The organism is Mesorhizobium sp. WSM4847 (assembly GCF_055811335.1).
Genome location: NZ_JBVVPY010000040.1, coordinates 1 through 21,104, shown reverse-complemented (window position 1 = coordinate 21,104; position 21,104 = coordinate 1). Strand labels below are relative to the sequence as shown.

The window sequence follows — 21,104 nt, the reverse complement described above, 5'->3', positions numbered from 1 at the left end:
TTTAAGAGCCTGACGGTCTGCGCCGTCTTACCGTGGTTCCGGCTTTGCCATGGCCTTCTCTGCCGCGCAGGCGGCAAGGTGTTATGACTCTACCGTGCATTGGCCTTGGAAAATACGACGGCTGGACCACAATAATGAGGTTTAGGCTGAAGACTTTTCAGGGAAACCCTCAAAAAGGAAACAGCAGCTCTTCCGGTCTTTGTCGATTGCGAATTTTGGTTGGGCTGTAGGAAATGGTTCTGCGGAAGCGTCGCTCGGCGGAAACTTTCTCTACGTAGCGCATAGGACTTCGCGCTGCTGCCATCGGTCAGCAGATCAGGACATCAACATCAAAGTCGGTCGCGGCCCGGAACGTCACGGCACTTACGACGATCCATATGCGCCGTGATGGTAGATCAATGCCGGGCCCGGCTCTCCGCTCGCCACATGTCGGACGCTGCCGAGGATCAGTGCGTGGCTGTGGCGGACGATCATGTCTTCGACCGCGCAGTCGACGGCGGCAAGCGCACTGTCGAGCGCCAACGCGCCGGTCGCGAGGCTCAGCCAGCTAGCCCCCTCGTAACGCTCCACCCCCTTCAGGCCGCCGCGTCCGGCGAAGCGATCGGCAATCGCGACCTGGTCGGCTCGCAGCACGTTCACGCAGAAATGCCTGTGCCGCCTGATTGCTGCCCAGGTTGACGAGTTCAGGTTGAGACTGACGACCATTACCTCCGGCTCGACGGACAGTGAGTGGGCGGTGGTAACGGTCGCGCCCGTCCTTTCGTCGCCAATACCTGCGGTAACCACGGACACGGCTCCAGCCAGGTGCCGCATGGCAGATTTGAGAGGGACACGGGTTTCAATCTGGGGAGCGCGTTCGGTCAGTGTCATCTGGCTTAGCCTCATTTTTTGTAGCTTCACGACGCCCTGCGACGCAACGCCGTTTGGTATTCCAGCCATTGGTGAATTTCGGCGGCGATGCGCTCGGCATGCGCGGTGACTTCGGGAATTCCCATCAATTCCCCAACGCTGCCGCGCGCCAATGGCCCGCTGACGAAAATGCTGCCAGTCGGCCGCCCGGATGTGCCGACTGCACTGCCTTGCGGGTCAGTCTCCAAGCCAAGGCCAATCGGGTCGAGCCGCACCAATCCCGTCCGTGCGAGCGCCGCAATCGCCGCATTGGTCCGCAAAATATCGGCATGCGCCGGCCCGGTCGTCACGATCACGCTGTCGTAAGCCTCGGCAAGGAGGCGGCCTTGGCCACGCAGTCGCTGCGTGACCCGAATGCGTCCGTCGATCTGTTCGGCGCCGACAATCGATGCCGCGCGATAGGCAAGCCTACCCTCGGCAACCTGGCGATCAAGCATGTCCATGATCTGTGGCGCCACGCGGAAGCGATGCACATCCCACAGCGCGCGAAGGTGCCGCACGACGCGGCGTTGCTCAGCGAGCGGCAGGGCCTGCCAGATGACTTGCCCTTGTCGCCGGACGGCGTCGAGCACCGGGTGCCAGCCTTCGCCCTGCTGCGCGGCGGTTGCGATGGTCGACCGGATACGCCTGAGCAGCACGGTGGCGCTGCGTGAAGGGAGGCCGGTGAAGTCGCCAATCGGATCGGCATGCGTAGCCGCATGGCCTCGCGACCGGTAGCCATGGCGCGAAAGTGCTGTGATGCGCCCGCGATGGCCATTGCGGTCGAGCGTTGCGATGACATCCGCCGACGTCAGTCCAGTGCCAGCGACGAGCACATGGTCGTCACGTCCGATCGCTTCCAGCCTTTCGAGATCATAGGGATTGGCCACAAGCCCGGCTGCGCCAATCACGGACTGCAGCGGCAATGGCAAGGCCGGCGGCGGATGCGTCGCCGCAATCACCACGGCGTCCGCTGCGAGCTTTCCTCCATCAGCGAGGATCAGGTGGTAGGCCTCGCCACTGAGCTCGACTGATGCGACCGCGGACCTGACATGGCGGATCGTTTTGCCGAGCAGCAAAGGCTGGAGATGGGATTCCACGTAGCGCCCGAAAACGCGACGCTGCGGGTAGAGCGCGCCGTTGGCGGCAACAGCCTCGGCATCGTCCGCAATTGCGCCGGTCTGCTCCAGCCAGTCGGCGAAGTGGCTGTCCTGACCGGAGATCAGCGTCATCCGCGACGCCGGCACATTGATGCGGTGTGAAGGATCGGGCGTCGAATAGGCCAGACCATAGCCGAGTCCCTCTCGGGGCTCGACGACCACGATATCGGCGGCTCCGGCGGGCAGAAGCCGCGCAAGATGAAACGCAGTCGCCGCCCCGGAGAAGCCGCCGCCGATAATGACTACGACCGGCCCTCTGCCCGATTCTCTGGCGCTCAAGATTGACTCGCGCGCAGTGCCGACGGTCGATGGTCGCCGGCCACCGTTTCGCCAAAAGGCCCCATGTTCACGACCGCTGCCCGTGTCGAGATTTCATGATCGAGCGGCAATAGCGGTAGCACCAGTTCGCCGAAACGATAGGCCTCCTCCAGATGCGGATAACCGGAGAGGATGAAGGTATCGATGCCGATACGTCGGTATTCGTCGATCCGTTCCGCCACCGTCGCCGCGTCGCCGACCAGCGCGGTGCCGGCGCCGCCGCGCACCAAGCCGACGCCGGCCCACAGGTTCGGACTGATTTCCAGCTTGTCGCGATGGCCGCCATGCAGCCGGCTCATGCGCGACTGGCCAACAGAATCCATGCGCGCGAACACCTTCTGTGCCTCGGCGATCGTCTTGTCGTTCAGCCGGCTGATCAGCCGGTCGGCATCGGCCCAGGCTTCGTCATTGGTTTCGCGGACGATGACATGCAATCGGATTCCAAAACTCACCGCTCGTCCCGCCTTCTCGGCAAGGCCGCGCACATGATCAACCTTGGCGGCGACGTCGGCCGGCGGTTCGCCCCAGGTCAGATACTTGTCGATCTGTTCGGCGGCGACCGCGTTGGCTGCTTCCGACGAGCCGCCGAAATAGAGCGGCGGATGTGGCGTCTGCACGGGCGGAAACAGCAGCCGGCCGTCCTCGATACGGAAGTGCTTGCCTGCGAAGGCAACGGTCTCGCCGCGCAGCACGGCCTTGTAGATGTCGAGGAATTCCCGCGTCACCTCATAGCGCTCGTCATGGCTGAGGAAGATGCCGTCGCCCTTGTTCTCGACCGGGTCGCCGCCGGTGACCACATTGATTAGCAGGCGTCCGCTGGAAATGCGGTCGAGCGTCGAGGTCATGCGCGCGGCGAGCGTCGGCGATTGCAGGCCCGGCCGGACGGCGACAAGGAAGCGAAGCCGCTGGGTCAGCGGCGCCAGAGCCGACGCCACGACCCAGCTGTCCTCGCAACTGCGTCCGGTCGGCAGCAGCGCGCCATAGTAGCCGATGGCATCGGCAGCTTTGGCGACCTGGGTGAGGTAGGGCAAGTCGACCGCCCTGCCCCCCTCGGAGGTGCCGAGATAGCGGCTGTCGCCATGGGTCGGAAGAAACCACAGGACCTTGATCCTGTCGGGGGTGGCAATGCTCATGAATGGTCCTCTGTGCCTTGACGATGCCCGCGGTCAGCTCCAGGCATGGAGCGGCGGATTGACGTCATTGAGGTAGTAGTTGCCCAGGATCGCGTATTTCCAGCGCACCGGATCGTGCAGCGTGTGGGTGCGGGCGTTGCGCCAATGCCGGTCGAGATTGTGCTCGGCCAGCGTCGAGCGCGTGCCGGCGAGCTCAAACAGCCTGTTCGTGGCATTGATGGCGATCTCGGTGGTGAGGATCTTGGATTGCGCCACAGCGATCTGCGCTTCAGCGACGGTCTCCTCATTCGGGTCGGCGACGGCGCGATCAACGGCAAGCCCGGCCTTTTCCAGAACTGCCTCTGCCGCATTGGCGCGCAGACGAAGGTCGCCGATCGCCTGGATCGTATAAGGATCCTGCCAGGCATGATCGACGCCGCTGTCGATCCAGGCGCGCGACTTGGTGCGCACGAAATCGACCGTCTCTTCGATCGCCGCCTTGGCGATGCCGAGATCGACCGCGGCCTGGATGATCTGGAAGATGGCTCCGTCGGCCGTCGGCCGGTCGTAACCCTTATAGCCGGGAACCAGATGCGTCTTCGGCACCTTCACATTGTCGAGCAAGACCGTGCCGGACAACGTCGTCTTCTGGCCGAAGCTCGACCAGTCGTCGATGACCGTCAGTCCGGGCGCGCCGCGATCGGCGATGGCATACCAGGCGCGGCCCTCGTCATCGAGCGCCACGATCGGGACCAGGTGCGCGAGTAGCGCGCCGCTCGAATAGAATTTCTGGCCGTTGACGACGACATGGTCACCGGCGTCGACGAACTTGGTTTCGAAGTCGGCCGCCCGCTTGGAGCCGAATTCGGAGAACGCGTTGCCGAAGCGCGTGCCGGACAACACCTCGGTGAAAAGCAGCTTCTTCTGGGCTTCATCCGATACGGTGCGGATGGCGGCCACGACGCCGAGATGGTTCTGCGGAATCTGGCCCAGCGACGGATCGGCCGCCGAGATGATGGTGATCATTTTCGACAGCGTCACATAGGAGAGCTCCGGCCCGCCATAGGCTTTCGGCACGTTGATCGACCACAGGCCGCTCTGCGAAAACGCATCGAGCTCTTGCTTCGGCCAGAGGCGTTCACGGTCCCGCCTGGAGGCATCCTTGGCGAATTCGGCAGCCAGTTTTTCGGCGACAGCGAGTGCCTCGGCGTCGGTCCTGATGACATGCGGCTTGGCTGACGGACGCTCGACCGGTGGCACGGCGCTGCGGATATCGGACGGCTGCTTCGATTGGATGGTCATGCTGCGGTCTCCTTGGGGAAATGGTCGGATGGAAGCGGCGAGCCGCCGAGATAGTAGGTCTTGATATCGGCGCGCTGGCGCAGGTCGGCAGCCGAACCTTCCAGCACGCTGACGCCGTTCTCGAGCACGGTGGCGCGGTCGGCGTATTTCAGCGCGACCGCCGAATTCTGTTCGGCAACGAGGATCGAAAGGCCTTCGTCGCGGTTTAGCCGTTTCAGGGCGCTGAAGATCTCGCCGACGATCAGCGGCGCGAGCCCCATCGACGGCTCGTCCAGAACCAAGAGTTGCGGTCGCGACATCAGACCCCGGCCGATTGCCGTCATCTGCTGCTCGCCCCCGGAAGTGAGGCCGGACCGGGTTCGCCGCTTCTCGGCGAGCCTTGGGAAAAGTGAATAGACACGGTCGAGGTCGGCCTTGACGCCGGTGCGGGAGGACGAGCGTCCGAGCGCGCCGGTGAAGAGGTTCTCTTCGACCGTCAGCGAGTGGAAGCAATGCCGGCCCTCAAGGACCTGGACGAGGCCGCTGCGGACGAGCTGTGAGGGGCTTGCCCTTGAAACATCCTCGCCATCGAAGGTGATCCGACCAGCGGTAATGGCGCCGCGCTCGGCCGGGAGGAGATTGGATACGGCGCGCAGCAGCGTGGTCTTGCCGGCGCCGTTGGAGCCGAGCAAGGCGATGATCTCGCCTTTGCCGACCGACAGGTCAACGCCGTGCAGGGCGGCGATGGCGCCGTTATAGACGGCTTCCACGCTGCTAACTGACAGGATCGGGTTTTCCGGGGTGGACATCGATAACTCCGCTTGCGCCTGGATGGCGCGGCCGGCCCATGGGCCGGCCGCGTCATGGCAAACTCAGTTGCTGACCACTGCGTCGGCGTCCTCGGCCGTGCGGATCTTGATGCCCTTCTCGCTGGCATAAGCCTCGGACGACTTCTCGATGATCGGGCGCAGCAGCTTCCAGTCGGGCGCGATCCAGTCGGACACGACGTTCCACTTCTTGCCGTCCCACTGCTGGAAGGTCACGTAGCCGTCACCCTCGTGATTGTCCCAGGAGACATTGATCGAGTGGAACAGATCCTTGGCGCCGAGCGCCTCGACGCGCGCCGGATCGAGCTTGAGATGCTCGAAGCCCCAGCGCACTTCGTCGCCGGTCAGCGTGCGGTTGCCGAACTTGGCCTGCGCGATGCGGACCGCCTCGACATTGAGGATGCCATTGACGATGCCGAGATTGTGGTAGACCGAGCCGATGCGGCTCTTGTCCTCGAGATTGCCCTTGCCGTCGCCGTAGACCGTTTTCACGATCTCCTGGACCACCGGATACTGCTCGCCCGAGGCCTGGGTGGTGATGGCCGTATAGCCTTTGGCGGCATCGCCCGCGGGGATGACGTCCTCTTCGGAATTCGACCAGACATTGCCGACAATGTGATCGGCTGGGAACCCGGTCTTCTGCGCAGTCTTCAACGCTACAGGGTTCATCACGCCCCAGCCGCGCAGCACCACATAGTCGGGATGCTCGCGACGGATCGTCAGCCATTGTGCCTGCTGCTCGTTGCCCGGATGCGGAACCTCGATCTGCGACAGTTCGAAGCCGTATTTGTGCGCCAAAAGCTCGTAGATCGGGATCGTCTCCTTGCCGTAGGGGGAGCCGTGATAGAGCACCACGATCTTCCTGCCCTTGAGCTTGTCCAGGCCGCCTTCCCTGGAGGCGATGTAGTTCACGATTCCGGAAGTCTCGCTGTAGGGATTGAGCAGCAGCGGGAAGACGTAAGGGAACACGCGCCCGTCCGTGGTGTCGGTGCGGCCGTGGTTGATGGTGATCAGCGGCACCTTGTCGTCAGTGATGCGGTCGATCATGGCGTAGGCGATGCCGACCGAAAGCGGGTTCCAGGCGGCAATACCCGGATTGCTCTTCAGCCGTTCGTAGACCTCGACGCCCTTCTCGACCTCATACTGGGTTTCGCCTTCGCTCCAGGTCAGCTTGACGCCGTTGACGCCACCGTCGCGGATGTTGATCAGGTTGAGGTAGTCGACGAAGCCGCCGAAGAAGCCGGTGCCGCCGGCGGCATAGGGGCCGACGCGATAGCTCTGCAGGGGGAAATACTGTTCGTCGGCGTGGACAGCCGTCGCGCCGAGCACGAAGGCCGTGGCGATCGCCGCCTTCCGTAGGTGGCTGAAGAAGGTCATGGGTTGCGTCTCCTGAGGTTGTGGTCCGTGAGGGGAGAATGTCGAGCGGCACTCAGCTGGACCTTGAGCCGATCCGCCGTTTGAGGCGGTCCAGGAGGGCCGACAGGCCGTTCGGTTCCGCGATGAGGAAGATGATGATGAGGGCGCCGAGTACGATGCGCTGGCTCATGTCGAGCACGCCTGAATCGAACAGGCCGCCGAACAGGAAGGCGCCGAGCCGGGACAGAACGAGCGGGAAGACCACGATGAAGGCCGCGCCCAGAAACGCGCCGCGTATCGAGGCCAACCCGCCGATGATGATGATGAACAAGATCTGGAACGAGCGGTCGAGATTGAATCCGGCCGGTTCAACGGTGCGCAGATAGGTGAAGGCCCACAGCACACCGGCAACGCCGATAATGAAGGACGAGATGGCGAAGGCCAGCAGCTTGGTTCGCAGCACGGGAACACCGATGACGCGCGCCGCGGTTTCGTTGTCGCGCACGGCGATGAAGTTGCGACCGGTCGCGCTGTTGACCAGGCGCCAAACGAGAGCGGTGAGCACGATGACCGTGGTGACCGAAAGCAGGTAGCGGCCGGTGGCGCCGTCGAGCGGGAACCCAGCGACGATGAGATGCGGCGCCGAAATCACGCCCGATGGGTTGTCGTTGGAGAACCAGCCGAACTTGGTCAGCGCCCATTGCACGAAGAACTGGGCGGCGAGCGTCGAGACGGCGAGATAGAAGCCGCGGAGCCTGAGACTGGGCAAGCCGAACACGACGCCGATTCCGGCGGCCGAAATCCCGGCCAGGATCATGGTCGCCGCCAGCGATAGTCCTTCGACCCGAAGGTTGAAATTATAGGCGGCGAAAGCGCCGACCGCCATGAAGGCGGAAGAGCCGAGCGAAAGCTGGCCACAGTAGCCGGTGAGCAGGTTAAGGCCGACCGCCGCCAGGCTGAGCGCCAGAAACGGCAGCAGGATTGCCTCGACGAGATAGTTCGATGCGTAGGCGGGGATTAGGCCGTAGGCCACGGCAATCAAGGCGGCCGGCAGAGCCAACTTCTGCCAGTCGATTGGAAGCCTTGCGGCATCGAGCGCTTGCACGGCCATCGGTCAGACCCTTTCGACGGTTTTCTGGCCAAACAGGCCGGAGGGGCGCACCAGCAGGACCACCAGCGCCAGCGCATAGGCGAACCAGCCTTCGATGCCGCCGCCGACGAAGGGGCCGAGATAGACCTCAGCGAGTTTTTCGCTGGCGCCGATGATGAGGCCGCCGACGATGGCGCCGAGGATGGAATCGAAGCCGCCAAGCACCAGCACCGGCAGCGCCTTCAAAACGACCAGCGACAGAGAAAACTGGACACCGAGACGCGCGCCCCACAGCAGCCCCGCGACCAGCGCCACGAACCCCGCGGCCGTCCACACCGTTCCCCATATCCGGGGCAGCCGCAGCCCGACAGCGAGCGCCGCGAACTGGTCGTCGGCGACGGCGCGAAACGCCAGCCCGATCCGGGTCCAATAGAAAAATGCGCTCAAGGCCGCCACCATCGCCGCGGCAATGCCTGCGGCGAGAAGGTCAAACGACGAGATCAGGATGCCGCCGACCTCGAACGGCGTGTCGTCTATGCGGAGATCGAGCCCGTGCACCTGGGTGCCCCACATCAACTGGGCAGCGCCCTCGATGATGCAGGACAGCCCAAGCGTAGCCATGAACAGCGTCATCGGCGAGCGATTGACCAGCGGCCTGAGCACAGTCCGCTCGATGGTGAAGCCCAGCGCGACCATGACCGCGAAGGTGATGAGCAGCGAAAGCGCGAACGGGATGCCGCGTTCGACGAGGCTGACAAAGGTGAGCGCTGCGAACAGCACCATCGACCCTTGCGCGAAGTTCAGCACGCCCGACGTCTTGTAGATCAGCACGAAACCGATGGCGACAAGCGAATACATGACCCCAGAGAGCAGGCCGCCGACCAGCACTTCGATGACGAAGAGGAAATCATAGTAGCTCATCAGATGTCCTCGCCATCGGCGGTGCCGATATAGGCCCGGATCACTGCCGGATCGGTCCTGACCTCGGCCGGCGTCCCGTCTGCGATCTTGCGGCCGTAGTCGAGCACGGCGACCCGATCGGAGAGCCCCATGACCACGCCGATATCGTGCTCGATCAGGATGATGGTGACGCCGTGCCGGTCGCGCGCCGCACGCACGAAGCCGGCCATCTCGGCCTTCTCGGTCGCGGTCATACCGGCCATCGGCTCGTCGAGCAGCAGGATCTTCGGCTCGGCGACCAGCGCGCGGGCGAGTTCGACCCGCTTCTGCAGGCCATAGGGCAGCGTCGCGACCAGCCGGTCGGCGACGGCCTCGAGATGCAGGAAGGCGACTATCTGATCGGTCTTTTCGGCGATCATCGCATCCTCGCGCCGGGCGCGTGGCAGGCCTGCAATGTGTTCGACGAAGTTGGCGCGCCTGGTGTGGGAGCGGCCCGACGCGATGTTGTCGCGCACCGATAGCCCGCCGAACAGCGCCAGGTTCTGGAAGGTTCGTGCAACGCCCAGTCGCGCCAGACGGCTCGCCGGCACCCGGGAGAAGGACTGGCCGTCGATCGCGATTCTGCCGTGGTCGGCATGATAGAGGCCGCTGATGATGTTGATCAGCGAGGACTTGCCAGCGCCGTTGGGGCCGATCACCGCGCGGATCTCACCGCCTTTGACCTCGAGATCAATGTCGCTCAGCGCCTTGACGCCGCCAAACGAAATCCCGATCCCGCTCAGGGCCAGGATGGCATCCGCCTTTGCCGACCGGCGCGCCGGGCGCGTGTCCTCCACGGGGCCAGCACCAGCAAGAATGCGGGAAATTTCGGGCGCGCGCTCGTATGCGGCGGCTCCCAGCGAAGCACCAATCATGAAACGTCCCTGTTTTTTGAAGCAAAGCTGGCGGCGGCCCGAAGGCCGCGCCTGACCTATTCCGCGGCGACAAGCTCCCTGTCGCGAGCTGCTTCCAGTTCGCGCACCAATGGGATGACGCGCTTGCCGAAGAACTCGACCTCTTCCTGGAAATGCAGGAAGCCGAGCAGGATGAGGTCGGCGCCAGCATCCTTCAACGTGAGGATGCGTTCGGCGATCTGTTCCGGCGTGCCGATGAGGTTGCTGCGGAAGCCGTCATTGTATTGCACCAGATCCTCGAAAGAGGATTTAGCCCAATTGCCTTCGCCTTCCGGCGAGGCCCTGCCGGCATTCTTGACCTGGTCGGCAAAACCCTGGACTGCCTCGGGATTGGCCTTGACGACGATCTCGTCGAGCACGGCGCGTGCTTCTTGTTCGCTGTCTCTCGCGATGGCGAAGGCATTGACGCCGACCCTAACCTTGTGGCCGTTGGCATTCGCCTTGGCGCGGATGTCGTCGACCTGCTTCCGGATCTCCTCCGGGGTATTGCCGTTGGTGAAATACCAATCGGAGACTCGCGAAGCCATGTCGCGCGCCGCCCTTGATGAGCCGCCCTGAAAGATTTCGGGCTGGGGATCAATTGGCTTCGGCTTCATCGAATAGTTGGTGAAGCGGTAGAAATCCCCCTTCAGCGTGAAACTGTCCTCGGTCCAGATGCCACGCAGCGCACGGATAAATTCCTCCGACCGGCGATAGCGCTCGTCATGGTCGAGCCAGAGTTCGCCAATGGCGGCGAACTCGCCGCGGAACCAGCCGCTGACGACATTGACGGAGACGCGGCCATTGGTCAGGTGGTTGATGGTAGCGATCTGCTTGGCCGCCAGCGCAGGGTTCCACGGGCCGGGCAGGATCGCTGCTATGACCTTCAGCGTTGTGGTCGCAGCGAGCAAGGCGTGGCTGAACGAGACGGATTCGTGCTGGTTGTCGGCCCCATAGCCGGCCGTGAAGCGGATCTGGCTCAGCGCATAGTCGAAGCCATTGGCCTCGGCGATCTGGGCGAGCTTGCGGTTGTAGTCGATGTCCCAACCCGTCCGCTGCTCGATGTTGGAAATGACCAGGCCGCCGGAGACATTCGGGACCCAGTAGGCAAATTTGATGGCGTCGGAATGCGAACTCATCTCGTCGTTTCCCCTTTCATTGCTCAGCCGACGCGGGTGGCGACGGCAGCATTTGCGTGACCGGAGTTGAGCAAGGAGACCGCGTCGGTAGCGGCCCTTGCAATGCGCTCAATGATGGCTGCGCCCACGATTTCGCCATCGATGAAATCGTCTGGCGCGCCGTAGACGCCCGTCGGGACGGTGACAGCGCCAAAAAAGCCGAACAACGGCCGCAGCTGATGTTCGAGAACCAAGCCATGGTAGGGGCTGCCACCCGTTGCCGCGAGGAGCACAGTCTTGCCGGTCAACGCGCGATAGTCGACGAGGTCGAACAGGTGCTTGAGGGCGCCGGTGTAGGAAGCTCGATAAACGGGCGTTCCGACCACCAGCAAGTCTGCCTTCTCGACACGCTTGATGATTGCTTCTCCGGAGGCGCCCAGTGCGCCGCGGGATAGCCCGGCGAAAAGCGAGGGTGCTGCCTCCGTGATCTCAATCAGACCGGTGTCTGCAGGCACGCGCAACGCGACCGCCCTGACCAGCGCATTGACCACCGCCGTGGTGCGGGACGGCTTGCTTACACCGCCCGATATTCCGAGAACCGATAGCCGTGCCAAAGTCATCAATCTCCACACTTCGCATGCCCGCTAGGCCAGCATCAAACCAGGCCAAACGATATTCTATAAAATCTGTAGAGATAAGGTACTTTGTTCTGATGTTTTCACGTCGATGGGAAAAATCGGATGTTAGCTGCATGGAAAGGAGTTGACGGTTTAGGAACGGGATGCGGCGCCCTGGCGGGAATTGCGGAAAGTTGGGTGTGCCACCGCGCTCAGGTCTGCCCACTCGGTTAGTAGCTTAGTCAACGCGAGTTGGGCGACAGAGGCACCGTTCTCGTGGTGGGCGCCTTGAGCGTCTGGCTTCGCGGCCACAGCAATCGCCCCGACGTCCTGTGAGCGCGCCGGGAGTGGTTCGACGGCCAGTTCGATCTCGATCCGGCGAAGCTCGTGTTCATCGACGAGACCGGCCTCTCATGCGACGCAGAATGACGGCGAGCTTGCGGGCAACAGCAACTCGGGCTGGAGCCATACCGCACCGTTTGGCGACGTTCATGCCCCACGCCTGAAGCCCGACATTTCCTTGCTGAGCACGAGCAGCGAATAAGCCGCCTCGTAGAGAGCCGTGCTGGCCAGTTGGTCACCGCATCGGCCCAACGGCAGTTTGCCTCGGATGCGAACGAACACTTCATCCAAAAACCATTTGTCTCCGGGCTGCGGCCGCCTCCGCTTCAGCGTCTTGGCATAGGCGCGCCCGCGCAGGCTCATTCACGGACAGTCTCGTAGCTGACCACGACACCTCGCCGGCAAGAATCAGATCAACGTCACGCAGGCTCAGGCTGAAGCAGTGATGCAACCAGACGGCCTGATTGATGATCTCGGCCGGGTAGCGGAAGCCCCGGTAGGTATCGGACGTCGTGCTCATGAGCAAGACGGTGCCACAGATCGCCGCCTCGCCAAACTTGACAGTACCGCTGTTGTCGAGGCGCAGCCGCTCGACCTCTTGACTCCAGTCGATCGATCTTGCCGGCCAGATCCGTGACGAGCAGGCGAAGCGCTTCTGGGACAGGGGCTTGTCCGACAATGTCGGATACGCAACACACAGAGTCCGATTAATCACATGGCCGAAACGGTTTTCCCATTTGGCACGGTGCGTGCGTGGTCATCGCAAACACATACGAGGCCAGGAGAGTCGTCCCATGATCCCCCACCAGAAAATGCCGCCCCACCTTTCCACGACGCACTCAAAGATAACGCTCGAGTCGGGCTTGGCAGCATGCTGAGGGGCTCATCTGGCCCGGCGCTGCCCACCGATCCACTTTCTCCCAGTGAGGGCGACGAGGACGCAGCACCTTCAAAATGAGGGACAACTCACTTCACCTGGAACCTTGCCCATCGCCCGGTCACCACAACCGGAGCCATCGATAAATCTTCGGTCTGGCTGGCTGCGCGGGACACTTTTTGCGACTGCTCTGTCGTTTGTGACCACCGCCGCTCCGGTTCTGGCGGCCACCGATGACATCAAGGCAACGAATTTCCTGCTCGACAACGGCATGGAAGTTGTCGTCATTCCCGATCATCGGGCGCCGATCGTCACCCATATGGTGTGGTACAAGATCGGCAGCGCGGATGCGCCGCCCGGCAAGTCCGGCATGGCCCATTTCTTCGAGCATCTGATGTTCAAGGCGACGACCAATCACGCGGCCGGCGCATTCGACCGCGCCGTCTCCGCCATCGGCGGTTCGAACAACGCTTTCACCTCCTATGACTACACCGCCTTTTACGAGACGGTGGTGCCGCAGGCGCTCGAGCAGATGATGGATTTCGAGGCCGAAGCCGAAAGAGTCGCGGCTCCCCTCACCCGTTCGGCCGTTCCGTCGTACCAGGCGAGCGTCTCGCAACGCGAAAGCTGCTCAGGCGACCCTTCGCGATTTTGGCCGGATCGACGTCGTCCTGGGGCAGGAAAGCAGGCGAATGACTGGCAAAAAGCGTCCGCCGCAGCCCGGCGTCGATCACTAGTCTAGAACCTGGCGCGGGCGCGGCGGAACTGCAGGGCGGCGGCCATTCCGGAATAGCTGCCGCCGACATCGATGATGGAACCTACACTAAGGGCAGCTCAATTCGGATGGTTGTGAGGACAGGCTCGGCTCATGCCTGGACGGGCAGTATTCTGAGGGTGTTTGCACACCATGTTCATGGTTGCCACCATGGAGATTGCCTCAGAAGCGGCGCTTAATCGGAAATGTTAGCACCTCCGCGTTTTGGCGCGGTTGCTTGAACTCTTCGACAGCAACCGCCTCGATCAGCAAATCCAAGGCTTCGCGCCCCCTCCGGCTCATCGGGTCATCGCCTCGCAGGTAATGATACGCTCGATCTAGATGCACTCGCGCGGCGGAAAAATCGCTTGTCATATGACCCTCTCAGTTGCCGCCCGCGCTGGCCGTCTACGAGGTGAGGGTCGCGCAATCGTCAATATCCACAGAGGTATTTGATTTAAAATCGCGGATGATCTGGGAGAAATCCGGACCCCGGCTTGTCTTATAGGCCCCTTGCTGACGTCGCCGGCCGGGCTTGGTTGGCTCTGCAATAGGGTTTCGTGGTGCGCCCCATGAAAGTTCGCACGTTTTCATGCGCGGTCGATCAGACACGGTTCACGAACAAAAGCCTGCGGACGATGCAGATGGCGGTAAAGCCTGGCGGCAGAAGCCGGCCCTGGCGACTGGATGACGCCGGCTCTTCCACCCGCCAAATCGTTTGGTAACATTCGTCGCAAGTCAATCTGATTTCAGGATGGTCCGCATATTGAGGTAAGTCACAGGCGCCAGGTGCGCCACGCTATCGACAATCGCGGTAGATGGTGTTCGAAATGTTCATGCCCTGCGGAAGGATCGGCTTGTCCTGTGCCGACGCCGGTCATACCGGCTATGCTTGGCGCAGCATCGCTAAATGGCTGACTTTCGACACCCCACCCGACCGACGCAGGACGGCGTTGAACACGACGTCACCTTACATTTCGAGGCGTTTCTCAGCCAGTGCTGGAGCAAGCTGTTCCAAGCTATCAAACAGCGCGGCTACACGGGTAGTTTCTCGAATCTCGAAGCGACTGCTCGCAAAGCTGGAGCCGCGCCGAAAGGTCAGGGACACCGGTCGTCCTCCGATCATACGCCACCAACCAGCCGGCGATGCTGACGATCTCTTCCGAGCGCGCGGCAGTCGGTGAGGGACCGGCCTATCATGGCCGCATTACGAAGCAGGTCTCCTGAATCGAAGCCTCTATCCGATCGACGAACGCCTCAAGGTTCGCGGGCAGCAAGACCGGTGTCGAGCCGCATAACTCTGCCGTTGGACCCCAATCAATCAGGCTCAAGGTCGTGGCTGCAGCAGAGCACTGACGGGAGATACCATGACGAATACTTCGCTGCAGTCCTTGCTGAGGGTTAGCCCGCGCTGCACCGCGGCCATGCGCGCGATCCTTTCCCCCGGAGAAGCCTGACTTACTCCAGATCCATGGCCGGCGAAGAGATGACCTTAGCGAAAATGGGGGCGAGGATATGCCGGCTCGCCCGCGAAAGGTGGATCGCGTCGAGGTAGAAGACGTCTTCACCTGATTTCAGCGGGCACTTTTCCTGCCCACACAAAGCTTGGACTATCGGAACGAATTGTACAGTTCGTGGCAGCAGATCCGCGAGGATTTGATTGTTCTGCCAAGACCTCTCGGCCGGCATGGTGGAGCACGGCGCATCGCCATTCATGAAGTCCGCACGGATAAGGCAAGTCAGCACATCGGTGGGCGGTTCTGGGGCTGGTCCAACCACGGCGGTCTTGATGCCACGGGTCGCCAGTGCGGCCGCGGTCTCTTTAATGGCGGACGTGAAGTTCGCTTTGGAAGCCTCCCGCGAAGGCCAGCTTCCATCCTTCGAAAGGAAGCTGCCTCCACGCCCCGAGTAGGTGTTCCAGCGGCCTGCTAGGATCACGAGTGTGACGTTGCGATCGGCAAGCACCGATTGGAGCGCGGACGAATTGAAGGCCGGGCAATCCGCTGTCAATGGACTGGCGGGAAGCATCGTCATGTTGGGGAAAGGAGCGCACCCCGCTTTTGTAATCTGTCTGACGCGCACGCCTGTGGTCCGGGCGGCCTCGCTTAAAGAAGGGGCAAGATGGGCAGCCTGAGAATCGCCCCACAAAACGATCGTCGGAGCGATATTGCCGGAGCCGAGGAGGCATTCGCCCGTTTTGGGGATGAGCCCGCCACGCTCGAGGCAGGAAGATGCTTCGAACTTGGCCCTCTCCGCTCTGAGTGCTTGAACAGACGGGCCGCCATCAGGGCCCCGACTGGGGAAGCCGGAGCTGTTGATGATAGCCAGGGATAGACAGCACACCGCAGCTGTTGCGCCGGCGGTCGGTACCAGCCACGTCCAACCTGTAGCTCTCCGGCGGAACGGGCGCTCGACAAGGCGCCATGAGAGAGCTGAGACGAGCAGCGCGGCCATTACGACAGCGACACGTTCAGAGACGAGCAACTCGCGATTTTGATAGATGCCAGCAAAGACCAGCAACGGCCAGTGCCAGAGGTAGAGCGAGTAGGAAGTCAGGCCGATGAAGCCGGCAGGGCCGATCGACAGCGCTTTTGAGACCATTGTTTCGCGGTGAAAGCCGGCGGCGATGATGAGCGCCGCTCCAATGCAGGGAGCAAGCGCGTGGAGGCCACGAAATGGCGTATCTTGATCGATCAGGAAAAGTGAAGCGGTGATGAGCGCCAGACCCGAGGCAGCGAGGAGTTCCGCAATCGTTTGGTTTGGCTTCATTGCCTTGGCCACGGGCAGCGCGATCAGCCCGCCCGCGAGCAGTTCCCAAGCGCGCGTCGGAAGCATGTAGAATACAAAGGGCGGGTCGCTCTGGAGCCAGTGCTCAGCGGCGTAGATGGACATGACGAATAGCGCTGCGACGATGATTGACGACGCCCACGGTCTCAGCCATCGCATCATGAGTATGACTGCCAAAGGCCACAGCAAGTAAAACTGCTCCTCGACAGCCAGCGACCATGTGTGCAGGAGCGGGAGCGAGTTCGCGGCTTCAGTGAAATAGTTGGTGTTGCGGTAAAAAAAGAAGTTGCTGAAGGAAATCGCGGCGGCGATGGCGCTGTTGCCGAACCCAATGAACTCTCCCGGCGGCAACACAAACCACGCCATCGCAAAACAGGCGGCGAGCATCGCGGAGAGGGCGGGGAAAATCCGTCGAACGCGGCGGTGATAGAAGTCCAGCAGCGAGAATTCGCCTCTCTCTGTCCGCTCGATGATGTCGGACGTTATCAGGAAGCCGGAGATCACAAAGAAGATGTCGACCCCAACGAACCCGCCGCTGACCGCTGAAAAGCCAGCATGATACAGGACAACAGGAACAACGGCGACGGCCCGTAGACCGCTGATGTCCGCTCTGTACTTCATGCCGCTGATCGTCCTCAAAACGTCCTGAGCAACGCCTTTTTCATGTTCGTTACTCTTCGTAAAATCGATCGTTTCGATGAGTGCATCTACGGTATGAATGCGGACCATCAAATGCGATTAAGAACCGAACCAGCCCCATGCAAAATCGCGCAACCCGGAATCACGCTCGATCAAACTGACAGGCAGTGGTTTCGCTGGAGGGCAAACGCATCTTGTCACCGGCCACCGCTGCGTGGTTGGGCGCAGTGGTGCGGCGGATAGGCCGCGTTCAAAGGATAGAGTGAGGTAAATCGCTCGATGTCCGCTGGGTCGACCTCAATCGGTTCCGTCGCGACCATCCACTCGACGTTTTCGGTGCATGGCGGCGTCGTCAATGATCCCTCATATGTCCAGTAGCCAAGCGAAGCCGGTAGAAGCGCGTTGGGGGTCGGCCTCGTCGACCGCTGTGTCCTCGCCTGCGGTTGCGGGAAATGCTGCGGCAAGCCTGGCGAAGCTGGCATTTGTGGCGCCTGGCGTCAGAAACAGGCCCAGCAGACCCAGAGTATCGCTGTTGCGGTCCTTATGGACAAAATGCGCTTTCATCGGGAAGCTCTTGCCCGCGACGTGGTGCTCGCTTGGCGCATGGAAATGAAACTGTAGCAGCTCATAGACACGATCCCCGCGGGCGAGGGTGCTGCCTTGCGGCAGGTTGACTTGGATGGTGTGGCCGTTGTTCACCATCCTGCGCCGCCCTTGTGCAACCTATGGCGATGTGCGGAAGATCCGCTTTGACCGCGTCCTTGATGTCGATCGGCATTGCTGCGTGCCCGCCGAGCAGACGAACTTTACAAGCGCAGCTGGGCCGCCAGATCAGAACGAGCACGCTGCCGAATAGAACCATCTGGACCAGCAGCCACCCAGGCCAGCAAGCTCTCAAGCCCGACCTGATCTCTTCCGGACAATCGGCTCATCTCGCCCCTGCCTCGTCGGGCAATTCCGATGGGGCGATCGCATCGCCGGCCGTCCGGTTACTCTTAAGCAGGTTGAGGGTCGGGTGCAGGCGCGTTGCGCGATTTGTATGGAGTCTGGGTGGCTGTGTTGCAAAGTCTTCGGTAACCAGGCGCATGGCATGGCCTCTGGTGTTTCGCCGGAGAGTTCAGATGTTCAAGGGCCGCCATTTCGACTAGTCCGTCATTCTGTTTGCGTTCGCTGGTATCTGGCCTACGGCTTGAGCCTTCGCGAATTGAAGGAAATGATGGCCGAGCGCGGCATCAGTATCGATCATTCGACGATCCACCGCTGGGTCGTTCACTTCTCGCCCTTGCTGCTGAAAGGCTTCAATCGGCGCAAGTGTGCCGTCAGCGGAAGGTGGCATATCGACGAAACCTATATCAAGGTTCGCGGCCGCTGGATGTATCTCTATCGCGCCATCGACAGCGTCGGCGACACCGTCGAGTTCTGGTTCAGCGAGCATCGTGATCTGCCGGCGGCCAAACGCTTCCTGCGCAAGGCGTTGTAGCGTCACGGCCGCCCCGAGCGCATCGTCATCGACGGTAGCCAGACGAATCGCGAGGCGATCCTTTCCTGTGACGCGGAAAGCCGGCTGCGGGATCGGTCGCGGCGGCAGCTCAAGCCGATCCGCATCCGAAAGAGCCAGTACCTCAACAACCGCATCGAGCAGGATCACCGGCGTATCAAGTGTCGTGTGCGGCCTATGCTCGGTTTCAAATCATTCACAAGCGCTATCGCCACGCTGGGCGGGATCGAGATGATCCACATGATGCGAAAACGACAGGGGAGGTACGCCTTCAATCCAAATCCGCCCATCGCCCAGCAATTCGAAATCATCGCCGCCGCGTGAGGCTGGGGTCGTTCCCCGAATTTCTATTGCCAGACGACAATTTTGCAACGGAACCACCGGCGGCCTGCCGGGTTTGCGACCGCGTTTCACATAACCGTTGCTCTCAGCGCCATCAGGGACGACCGGGCCTGACATCGCCGCCGCAATGCGGGACTCGGATAGCATTCGATCATGGAGAGCGACCGCTCGATGCGGCCGAGTTCCCGAAGAGCTTTGGCCAGTTGGCTTTCCTTCGGTGATGCCGAGAGTTTCTTCAAGGTCCGCGAGGGCACAACCGCACCGGTGTTGATCGATGCCGCCAGACGAAGGTCGATTTCGAGCTTGCGCAGGAAGGCAATCCGTTCGGTCAGCCCGACCAGGTTTGACGTACCAGGCGCATCCGGCGCCGATCCCAGCAAAAGCGTGTCTGGCCAATGGTCGGGTCGCGGCGTTGAATTTCGGCTTTGACCGATATCCAACCCACGCCGATTGTTACAAGAGCGCGGGCGAATTCGTAGACGTGGTGACAAAGCTCTGGGAAAGTTGGGAGGTTGATGCGCTCATCGCGAACCCGGAGGCGCCGGTCGCCAGACTAGTGGTCGTACGGAATCGGCCCACGCTCTCAGTTAAAAAACTTAGGAGAAACATGATCCAAAAACCGAAGCTTTGCGAGCTCAGTTCCTGCCCCGCTTAGTGCCTATTTGTGTGCGCTATTCTGCCATACGCCTAATGAGATTGTCCCACCTGATGACCGTCCCTAACTTGGCTGAGATCGAAGCCAAAAGCTGGCAGGCAACAGGAGTGACCATGAAGAACATTATGGGTGTCGTTGGGGACGGTGGAGATGGTAGACTGGTCATCGTGTCAAACAGGGTTGCGCTGCCCGACGAGCACGGATCGCTGCCCCCGGGCGGAATGGCCATTGCGCTGAACGCCGCGCTCAAGGAACGAGGCGGCCTTTGGATGGGCTGGTCGGGGAAGGTGAAAACCGAGAAGAACCAGCTGTCACCGACGGTGCAGGAGGCTAACGGCATCACCTATGCCCTTGCCGATCTCTCGCAGAAGGATCTGGACGAATATTACTACGGCTTTTCCAACAGGGTTCTTTGGCCGGTCTTCCACTGCCGTGTCGACCTCGCCGAATACAACGACGCGCGAAAGTCAGGATATTACCGCGTTAACCGACTCTTCGCAGAGTCTTTGATGCCGCTCCACCGCGAGGACGACGTCATATGGGTGCAGGATTATCACCTGATCCCTCTAGGGAAAGAACTGCGCGAGCGCGGCTGCCGCAACCGCATCGGCTTTTTCCTGCACATACCATGGCCGCCGGCGGACATCCTCGCCACCGTGCCGCTCTGCGAAGAATTGCTGGAAGCGCTTTCGTTCTATGACCTTGTCGGCTTTCAAACCGACGACGATCTTGACAACTTCGCCGAATGTCTCCGCCGCCGAAACCCAGGGTGTCTCATGAAAGACGGTAGCTGCCTAGTCAAAGGGCGGGAGTTTCGCTGCGGGGTTTTTCCAATCGGTATCGACACGGCCAAGTTCGAGAGCCTCGCAGAGCTAGCGACGCGCGACGGGGATCTGCAGGAACTTTACAAGAAGACTGCTGGCTGTGACGTCGCCATTGGTGTCGACCGATTGGATTATTCCAAGGGCATCGATCGGCGCATCGTGGCGTTTCGCCAATTCCTTGATCGTAACAGCCATCGCGTCCGCAAGACGCTACTGCTGCAGATTACCCCGAAATCCCGCGGGGAAATACCGGCCTATCTGGCGCTGCAAAAGCAGATCGCCGAATTGGTGGGAAGTGTCAATGGGGAACTTGGAACCATCGATTGGGTACCAGTACACTACACCAATCGTTCCCATGGCCCGCTGGAACTGGCCCGCCTCTACCGACTGGCACGCGTTGGTCTAGTGACGCCGCTCCGCGACGGCATGAATTTGGTGGCGAAGGAATATGTGGCTGCGCAAGACCCAAGCAATCCGGGCGTCCTCGTGCTCTCGCAGTTTGCCGGCGCCGCTGGCGAGTTGGAGGGAGCGGTGATCGTCAATCCCTATGACCCAGAGGCAGTGGCGGCCTCCACGGAAGAGGCATTTCGCATGTCGCCAGAGGAACGGAAAGAGCGTTGGAACGCAATGAAGAACAGTCTCGAAGGCCACGATGTCTATGGATGGTGCGACGGCTTTCTAGCCAAGCTCGAGGCGGCCGACCTGCCAGTATGAGGCTGATCGCGACCAAGTGAATCAGGGCAGCATTCCGGCCTCGCCGAGGCGTGGTTAATGTGCTGTGGTAACC

General features: G+C 61.6%; 15 protein-coding genes and 7 pseudogenes. 5 read left to right on the top strand and 17 right to left on the bottom strand.

The genetic code is table 11. The features are described 5' to 3' along the window. Positions 1-363: 363 nt before the first annotated feature. The 11 genes from AC0L28_RS32915 to msuE form a co-directional block, all read right to left on the bottom strand. A complete protein-coding gene (locus AC0L28_RS32915; protein WP_473482591.1) occupies positions 364-870 on the bottom strand; it encodes a flavin reductase family protein in 507 nt (168 codons plus the stop codon). Between the two features lie 26 nt (positions 871-896). Further along, a complete protein-coding gene (locus AC0L28_RS32910; RefSeq protein ID WP_473482589.1) occupies positions 897-2,327 on the bottom strand; it encodes an FAD/NAD(P)-binding protein in 1,431 nt (476 codons plus the stop codon). After that, a complete protein-coding gene (gene ssuD, locus AC0L28_RS32905) occupies positions 2,324-3,499 on the bottom strand; it encodes an FMNH2-dependent alkanesulfonate monooxygenase (RefSeq protein ID WP_473482587.1) in 1,176 nt (391 codons plus the stop codon). The genes AC0L28_RS32910 and ssuD overlap by 4 nt, the downstream gene beginning before the upstream one ends. Positions 3,500-3,532: 33 nt before the next feature. After that, complete coding sequence (locus AC0L28_RS32900) at positions 3,533-4,780, bottom strand: SfnB family sulfur acquisition oxidoreductase (protein WP_473482585.1); 1,248 nt, start codon at positions 4,778-4,780, stop codon at positions 3,533-3,535. After that, positions 4,777-5,568, bottom strand: a complete 792-nt coding sequence (locus tag AC0L28_RS32895) for an ABC transporter ATP-binding protein (protein ID WP_473482584.1) — start codon at positions 5,566-5,568, stop codon at positions 4,777-4,779. The genes AC0L28_RS32900 and AC0L28_RS32895 overlap by 4 nt, the downstream gene beginning before the upstream one ends. A 63-nt stretch (positions 5,569-5,631) precedes the next feature. Continuing rightward, a complete protein-coding gene (locus AC0L28_RS32890) occupies positions 5,632-6,963 on the bottom strand; it encodes an ABC transporter substrate-binding protein (protein ID WP_473482581.1) in 1,332 nt (443 codons plus the stop codon). Positions 6,964-7,015: 52 nt separating this feature from the next. Next, positions 7,016-8,053 carry a branched-chain amino acid ABC transporter permease gene (locus AC0L28_RS32885; protein WP_473482579.1) on the bottom strand — a complete coding sequence of 346 codons (1,038 nt, stop codon included), beginning with the start codon at positions 8,051-8,053 and terminating at the stop codon, positions 7,016-7,018. A gap of 3 nt (positions 8,054-8,056) precedes the next feature. After that, entirely contained in the window at positions 8,057-8,953 is an 897-nt protein-coding gene (locus AC0L28_RS32880) for a branched-chain amino acid ABC transporter permease (protein WP_473482577.1), read from the bottom strand. Next, the gene (locus AC0L28_RS32875; RefSeq protein WP_473482576.1) at positions 8,953-9,846 is read right to left on the bottom strand and encodes an ABC transporter ATP-binding protein; all 894 of its coding nucleotides are present in this window, start codon (positions 9,844-9,846) and stop codon (positions 8,953-8,955) included. The genes AC0L28_RS32880 and AC0L28_RS32875 overlap by 1 nt, the downstream gene beginning before the upstream one ends. A 56-nt stretch (positions 9,847-9,902) precedes the next feature. After that, the gene (gene sfnG / locus AC0L28_RS32870) at positions 9,903-11,003 is read right to left on the bottom strand and encodes a dimethylsulfone monooxygenase SfnG (protein WP_473482574.1); all 1,101 of its coding nucleotides are present in this window, start codon (positions 11,001-11,003) and stop codon (positions 9,903-9,905) included. A gap of 23 nt (positions 11,004-11,026) precedes the next feature. Next, a complete protein-coding gene (msuE, locus tag AC0L28_RS32865) occupies positions 11,027-11,602 on the bottom strand; it encodes an FMN reductase (protein ID WP_473482572.1) in 576 nt (191 codons plus the stop codon). Positions 11,603-11,911: 309 nt separating this feature from the next. Between msuE and AC0L28_RS32860 the strand changes: the two are divergent. Then, positions 11,912-12,013, top strand: a pseudogene (locus tag AC0L28_RS32860) (IS630 family transposase); the annotation flags it as partial. Here AC0L28_RS32860 and AC0L28_RS32855 read toward each other — a convergent pair. Further along, a pseudogene (locus AC0L28_RS32855) lies at positions 11,991-12,190 on the bottom strand (hypothetical protein); the annotation flags it as partial. The pseudogenes AC0L28_RS32860 and AC0L28_RS32855 overlap by 23 nt on opposite strands. Positions 12,191-12,224: 34 nt before the next feature. Then, complete coding sequence (locus AC0L28_RS32850) at positions 12,225-12,620, bottom strand: hypothetical protein (RefSeq protein WP_473482601.1); 396 nt, start codon at positions 12,618-12,620, stop codon at positions 12,225-12,227. Between the two features lie 192 nt (positions 12,621-12,812). Here AC0L28_RS32850 and AC0L28_RS32845 point away from each other — a divergent pair. Further along, positions 12,813-13,380, top strand: a pseudogene (locus AC0L28_RS32845) (M16 family metallopeptidase); the annotation flags it as partial. A 375-nt stretch (positions 13,381-13,755) separates the two neighbouring features. Here AC0L28_RS32845 and AC0L28_RS32840 read toward each other — a convergent pair. From AC0L28_RS32840 to AC0L28_RS32830, 3 genes and pseudogenes are all read right to left on the bottom strand, one after another. Beyond that, entirely contained in the window at positions 13,756-13,947 is a 192-nt protein-coding gene (locus AC0L28_RS32840; RefSeq protein ID WP_128372442.1) for a hypothetical protein, read from the bottom strand. Positions 13,948-15,030: 1,083 nt separating this feature from the next. Further along, positions 15,031-17,088, bottom strand: coding sequence for an acyltransferase family protein (locus tag AC0L28_RS32835; RefSeq protein WP_473482570.1), 2,058 nt, complete (start codon positions 17,086-17,088; stop codon positions 15,031-15,033). Positions 17,089-17,195: 107 nt separating this feature from the next. Beyond that, positions 17,196-17,796, bottom strand: a pseudogene (locus tag AC0L28_RS32830) (carbonic anhydrase); the annotation flags it as partial. A gap of 323 nt (positions 17,797-18,119) precedes the next feature. Here AC0L28_RS32830 and AC0L28_RS32825 point away from each other — a divergent pair. Then, positions 18,120-18,820, top strand: a pseudogene (locus tag AC0L28_RS32825) (IS6 family transposase). Positions 18,821-18,945: 125 nt separating this feature from the next. Here AC0L28_RS32825 and AC0L28_RS32820 read toward each other — a convergent pair. Continuing rightward, positions 18,946-19,128: pseudogene (locus AC0L28_RS32820) on the bottom strand (Tn3 family transposase); the annotation flags it as partial. Positions 19,129-19,244: 116 nt separating this feature from the next. Between AC0L28_RS32820 and AC0L28_RS32815 the strand changes: the two are divergent. Together AC0L28_RS32815 and AC0L28_RS32810 are read left to right on the top strand one after the other, a co-directional pair. Then, a pseudogene (locus AC0L28_RS32815) lies at positions 19,245-19,379 on the top strand (LLM class flavin-dependent oxidoreductase); the annotation flags it as partial. Positions 19,380-19,618: 239 nt separating this feature from the next. Beyond that, positions 19,619-21,031, top strand: coding sequence for an alpha,alpha-trehalose-phosphate synthase (UDP-forming) (locus AC0L28_RS32810; RefSeq protein ID WP_473482599.1), 1,413 nt, complete (start codon positions 19,619-19,621; stop codon positions 21,029-21,031). Positions 21,032-21,104 lie beyond the last annotated feature (73 nt).

Coding starts and splice junctions, on each gene's coding strand:
- AC0L28_RS32915 (WP_473482591.1), bottom strand. CDS start 870: ATGACACTGACCGAACGCGCTCCCCAGATTGAAACCCGTGTCCCTCTC.
- ssuD (WP_473482587.1), bottom strand. CDS start 3,499: ATGAGCATTGCCACCCCCGACAGGATCAAGGTCCTGTGGTTTCTTCCG.
- AC0L28_RS32900 (WP_473482585.1), bottom strand. CDS start 4,780: ATGACCATCCAATCGAAGCAGCCGTCCGATATCCGCAGCGCCGTGCCA.
- AC0L28_RS32895 (WP_473482584.1), bottom strand. CDS start 5,568: ATGTCCACCCCGGAAAACCCGATCCTGTCAGTTAGCAGCGTGGAAGCC.
- AC0L28_RS32890 (WP_473482581.1), bottom strand. CDS start 6,963: ATGACCTTCTTCAGCCACCTACGGAAGGCGGCGATCGCCACGGCCTTC.
- AC0L28_RS32885 (WP_473482579.1), bottom strand. CDS start 8,053: ATGGCCGTGCAAGCGCTCGATGCCGCAAGGCTTCCAATCGACTGGCAG.
- AC0L28_RS32880 (WP_473482577.1), bottom strand. CDS start 8,953: ATGAGCTACTATGATTTCCTCTTCGTCATCGAAGTGCTGGTCGGCGGC.
- AC0L28_RS32875 (WP_473482576.1), bottom strand. CDS start 9,846: ATGATTGGTGCTTCGCTGGGAGCCGCCGCATACGAGCGCGCGCCCGAA.
- sfnG (WP_473482574.1), bottom strand. CDS start 11,003: ATGAGTTCGCATTCCGACGCCATCAAATTTGCCTACTGGGTCCCGAAT.
- msuE (WP_473482572.1), bottom strand. CDS start 11,602: ATGACTTTGGCACGGCTATCGGTTCTCGGAATATCGGGCGGTGTAAGC.
- AC0L28_RS32840 (WP_128372442.1), bottom strand. CDS start 13,947: ATGACAAGCGATTTTTCCGCCGCGCGAGTGCATCTAGATCGAGCGTAT.
- AC0L28_RS32835 (WP_473482570.1), bottom strand. CDS start 17,088: ATGGTCCGCATTCATACCGTAGATGCACTCATCGAAACGATCGATTTT.
- AC0L28_RS32810 (WP_473482599.1), top strand. CDS start 19,619: ATGGGTGTCGTTGGGGACGGTGGAGATGGTAGACTGGTCATCGTGTCA.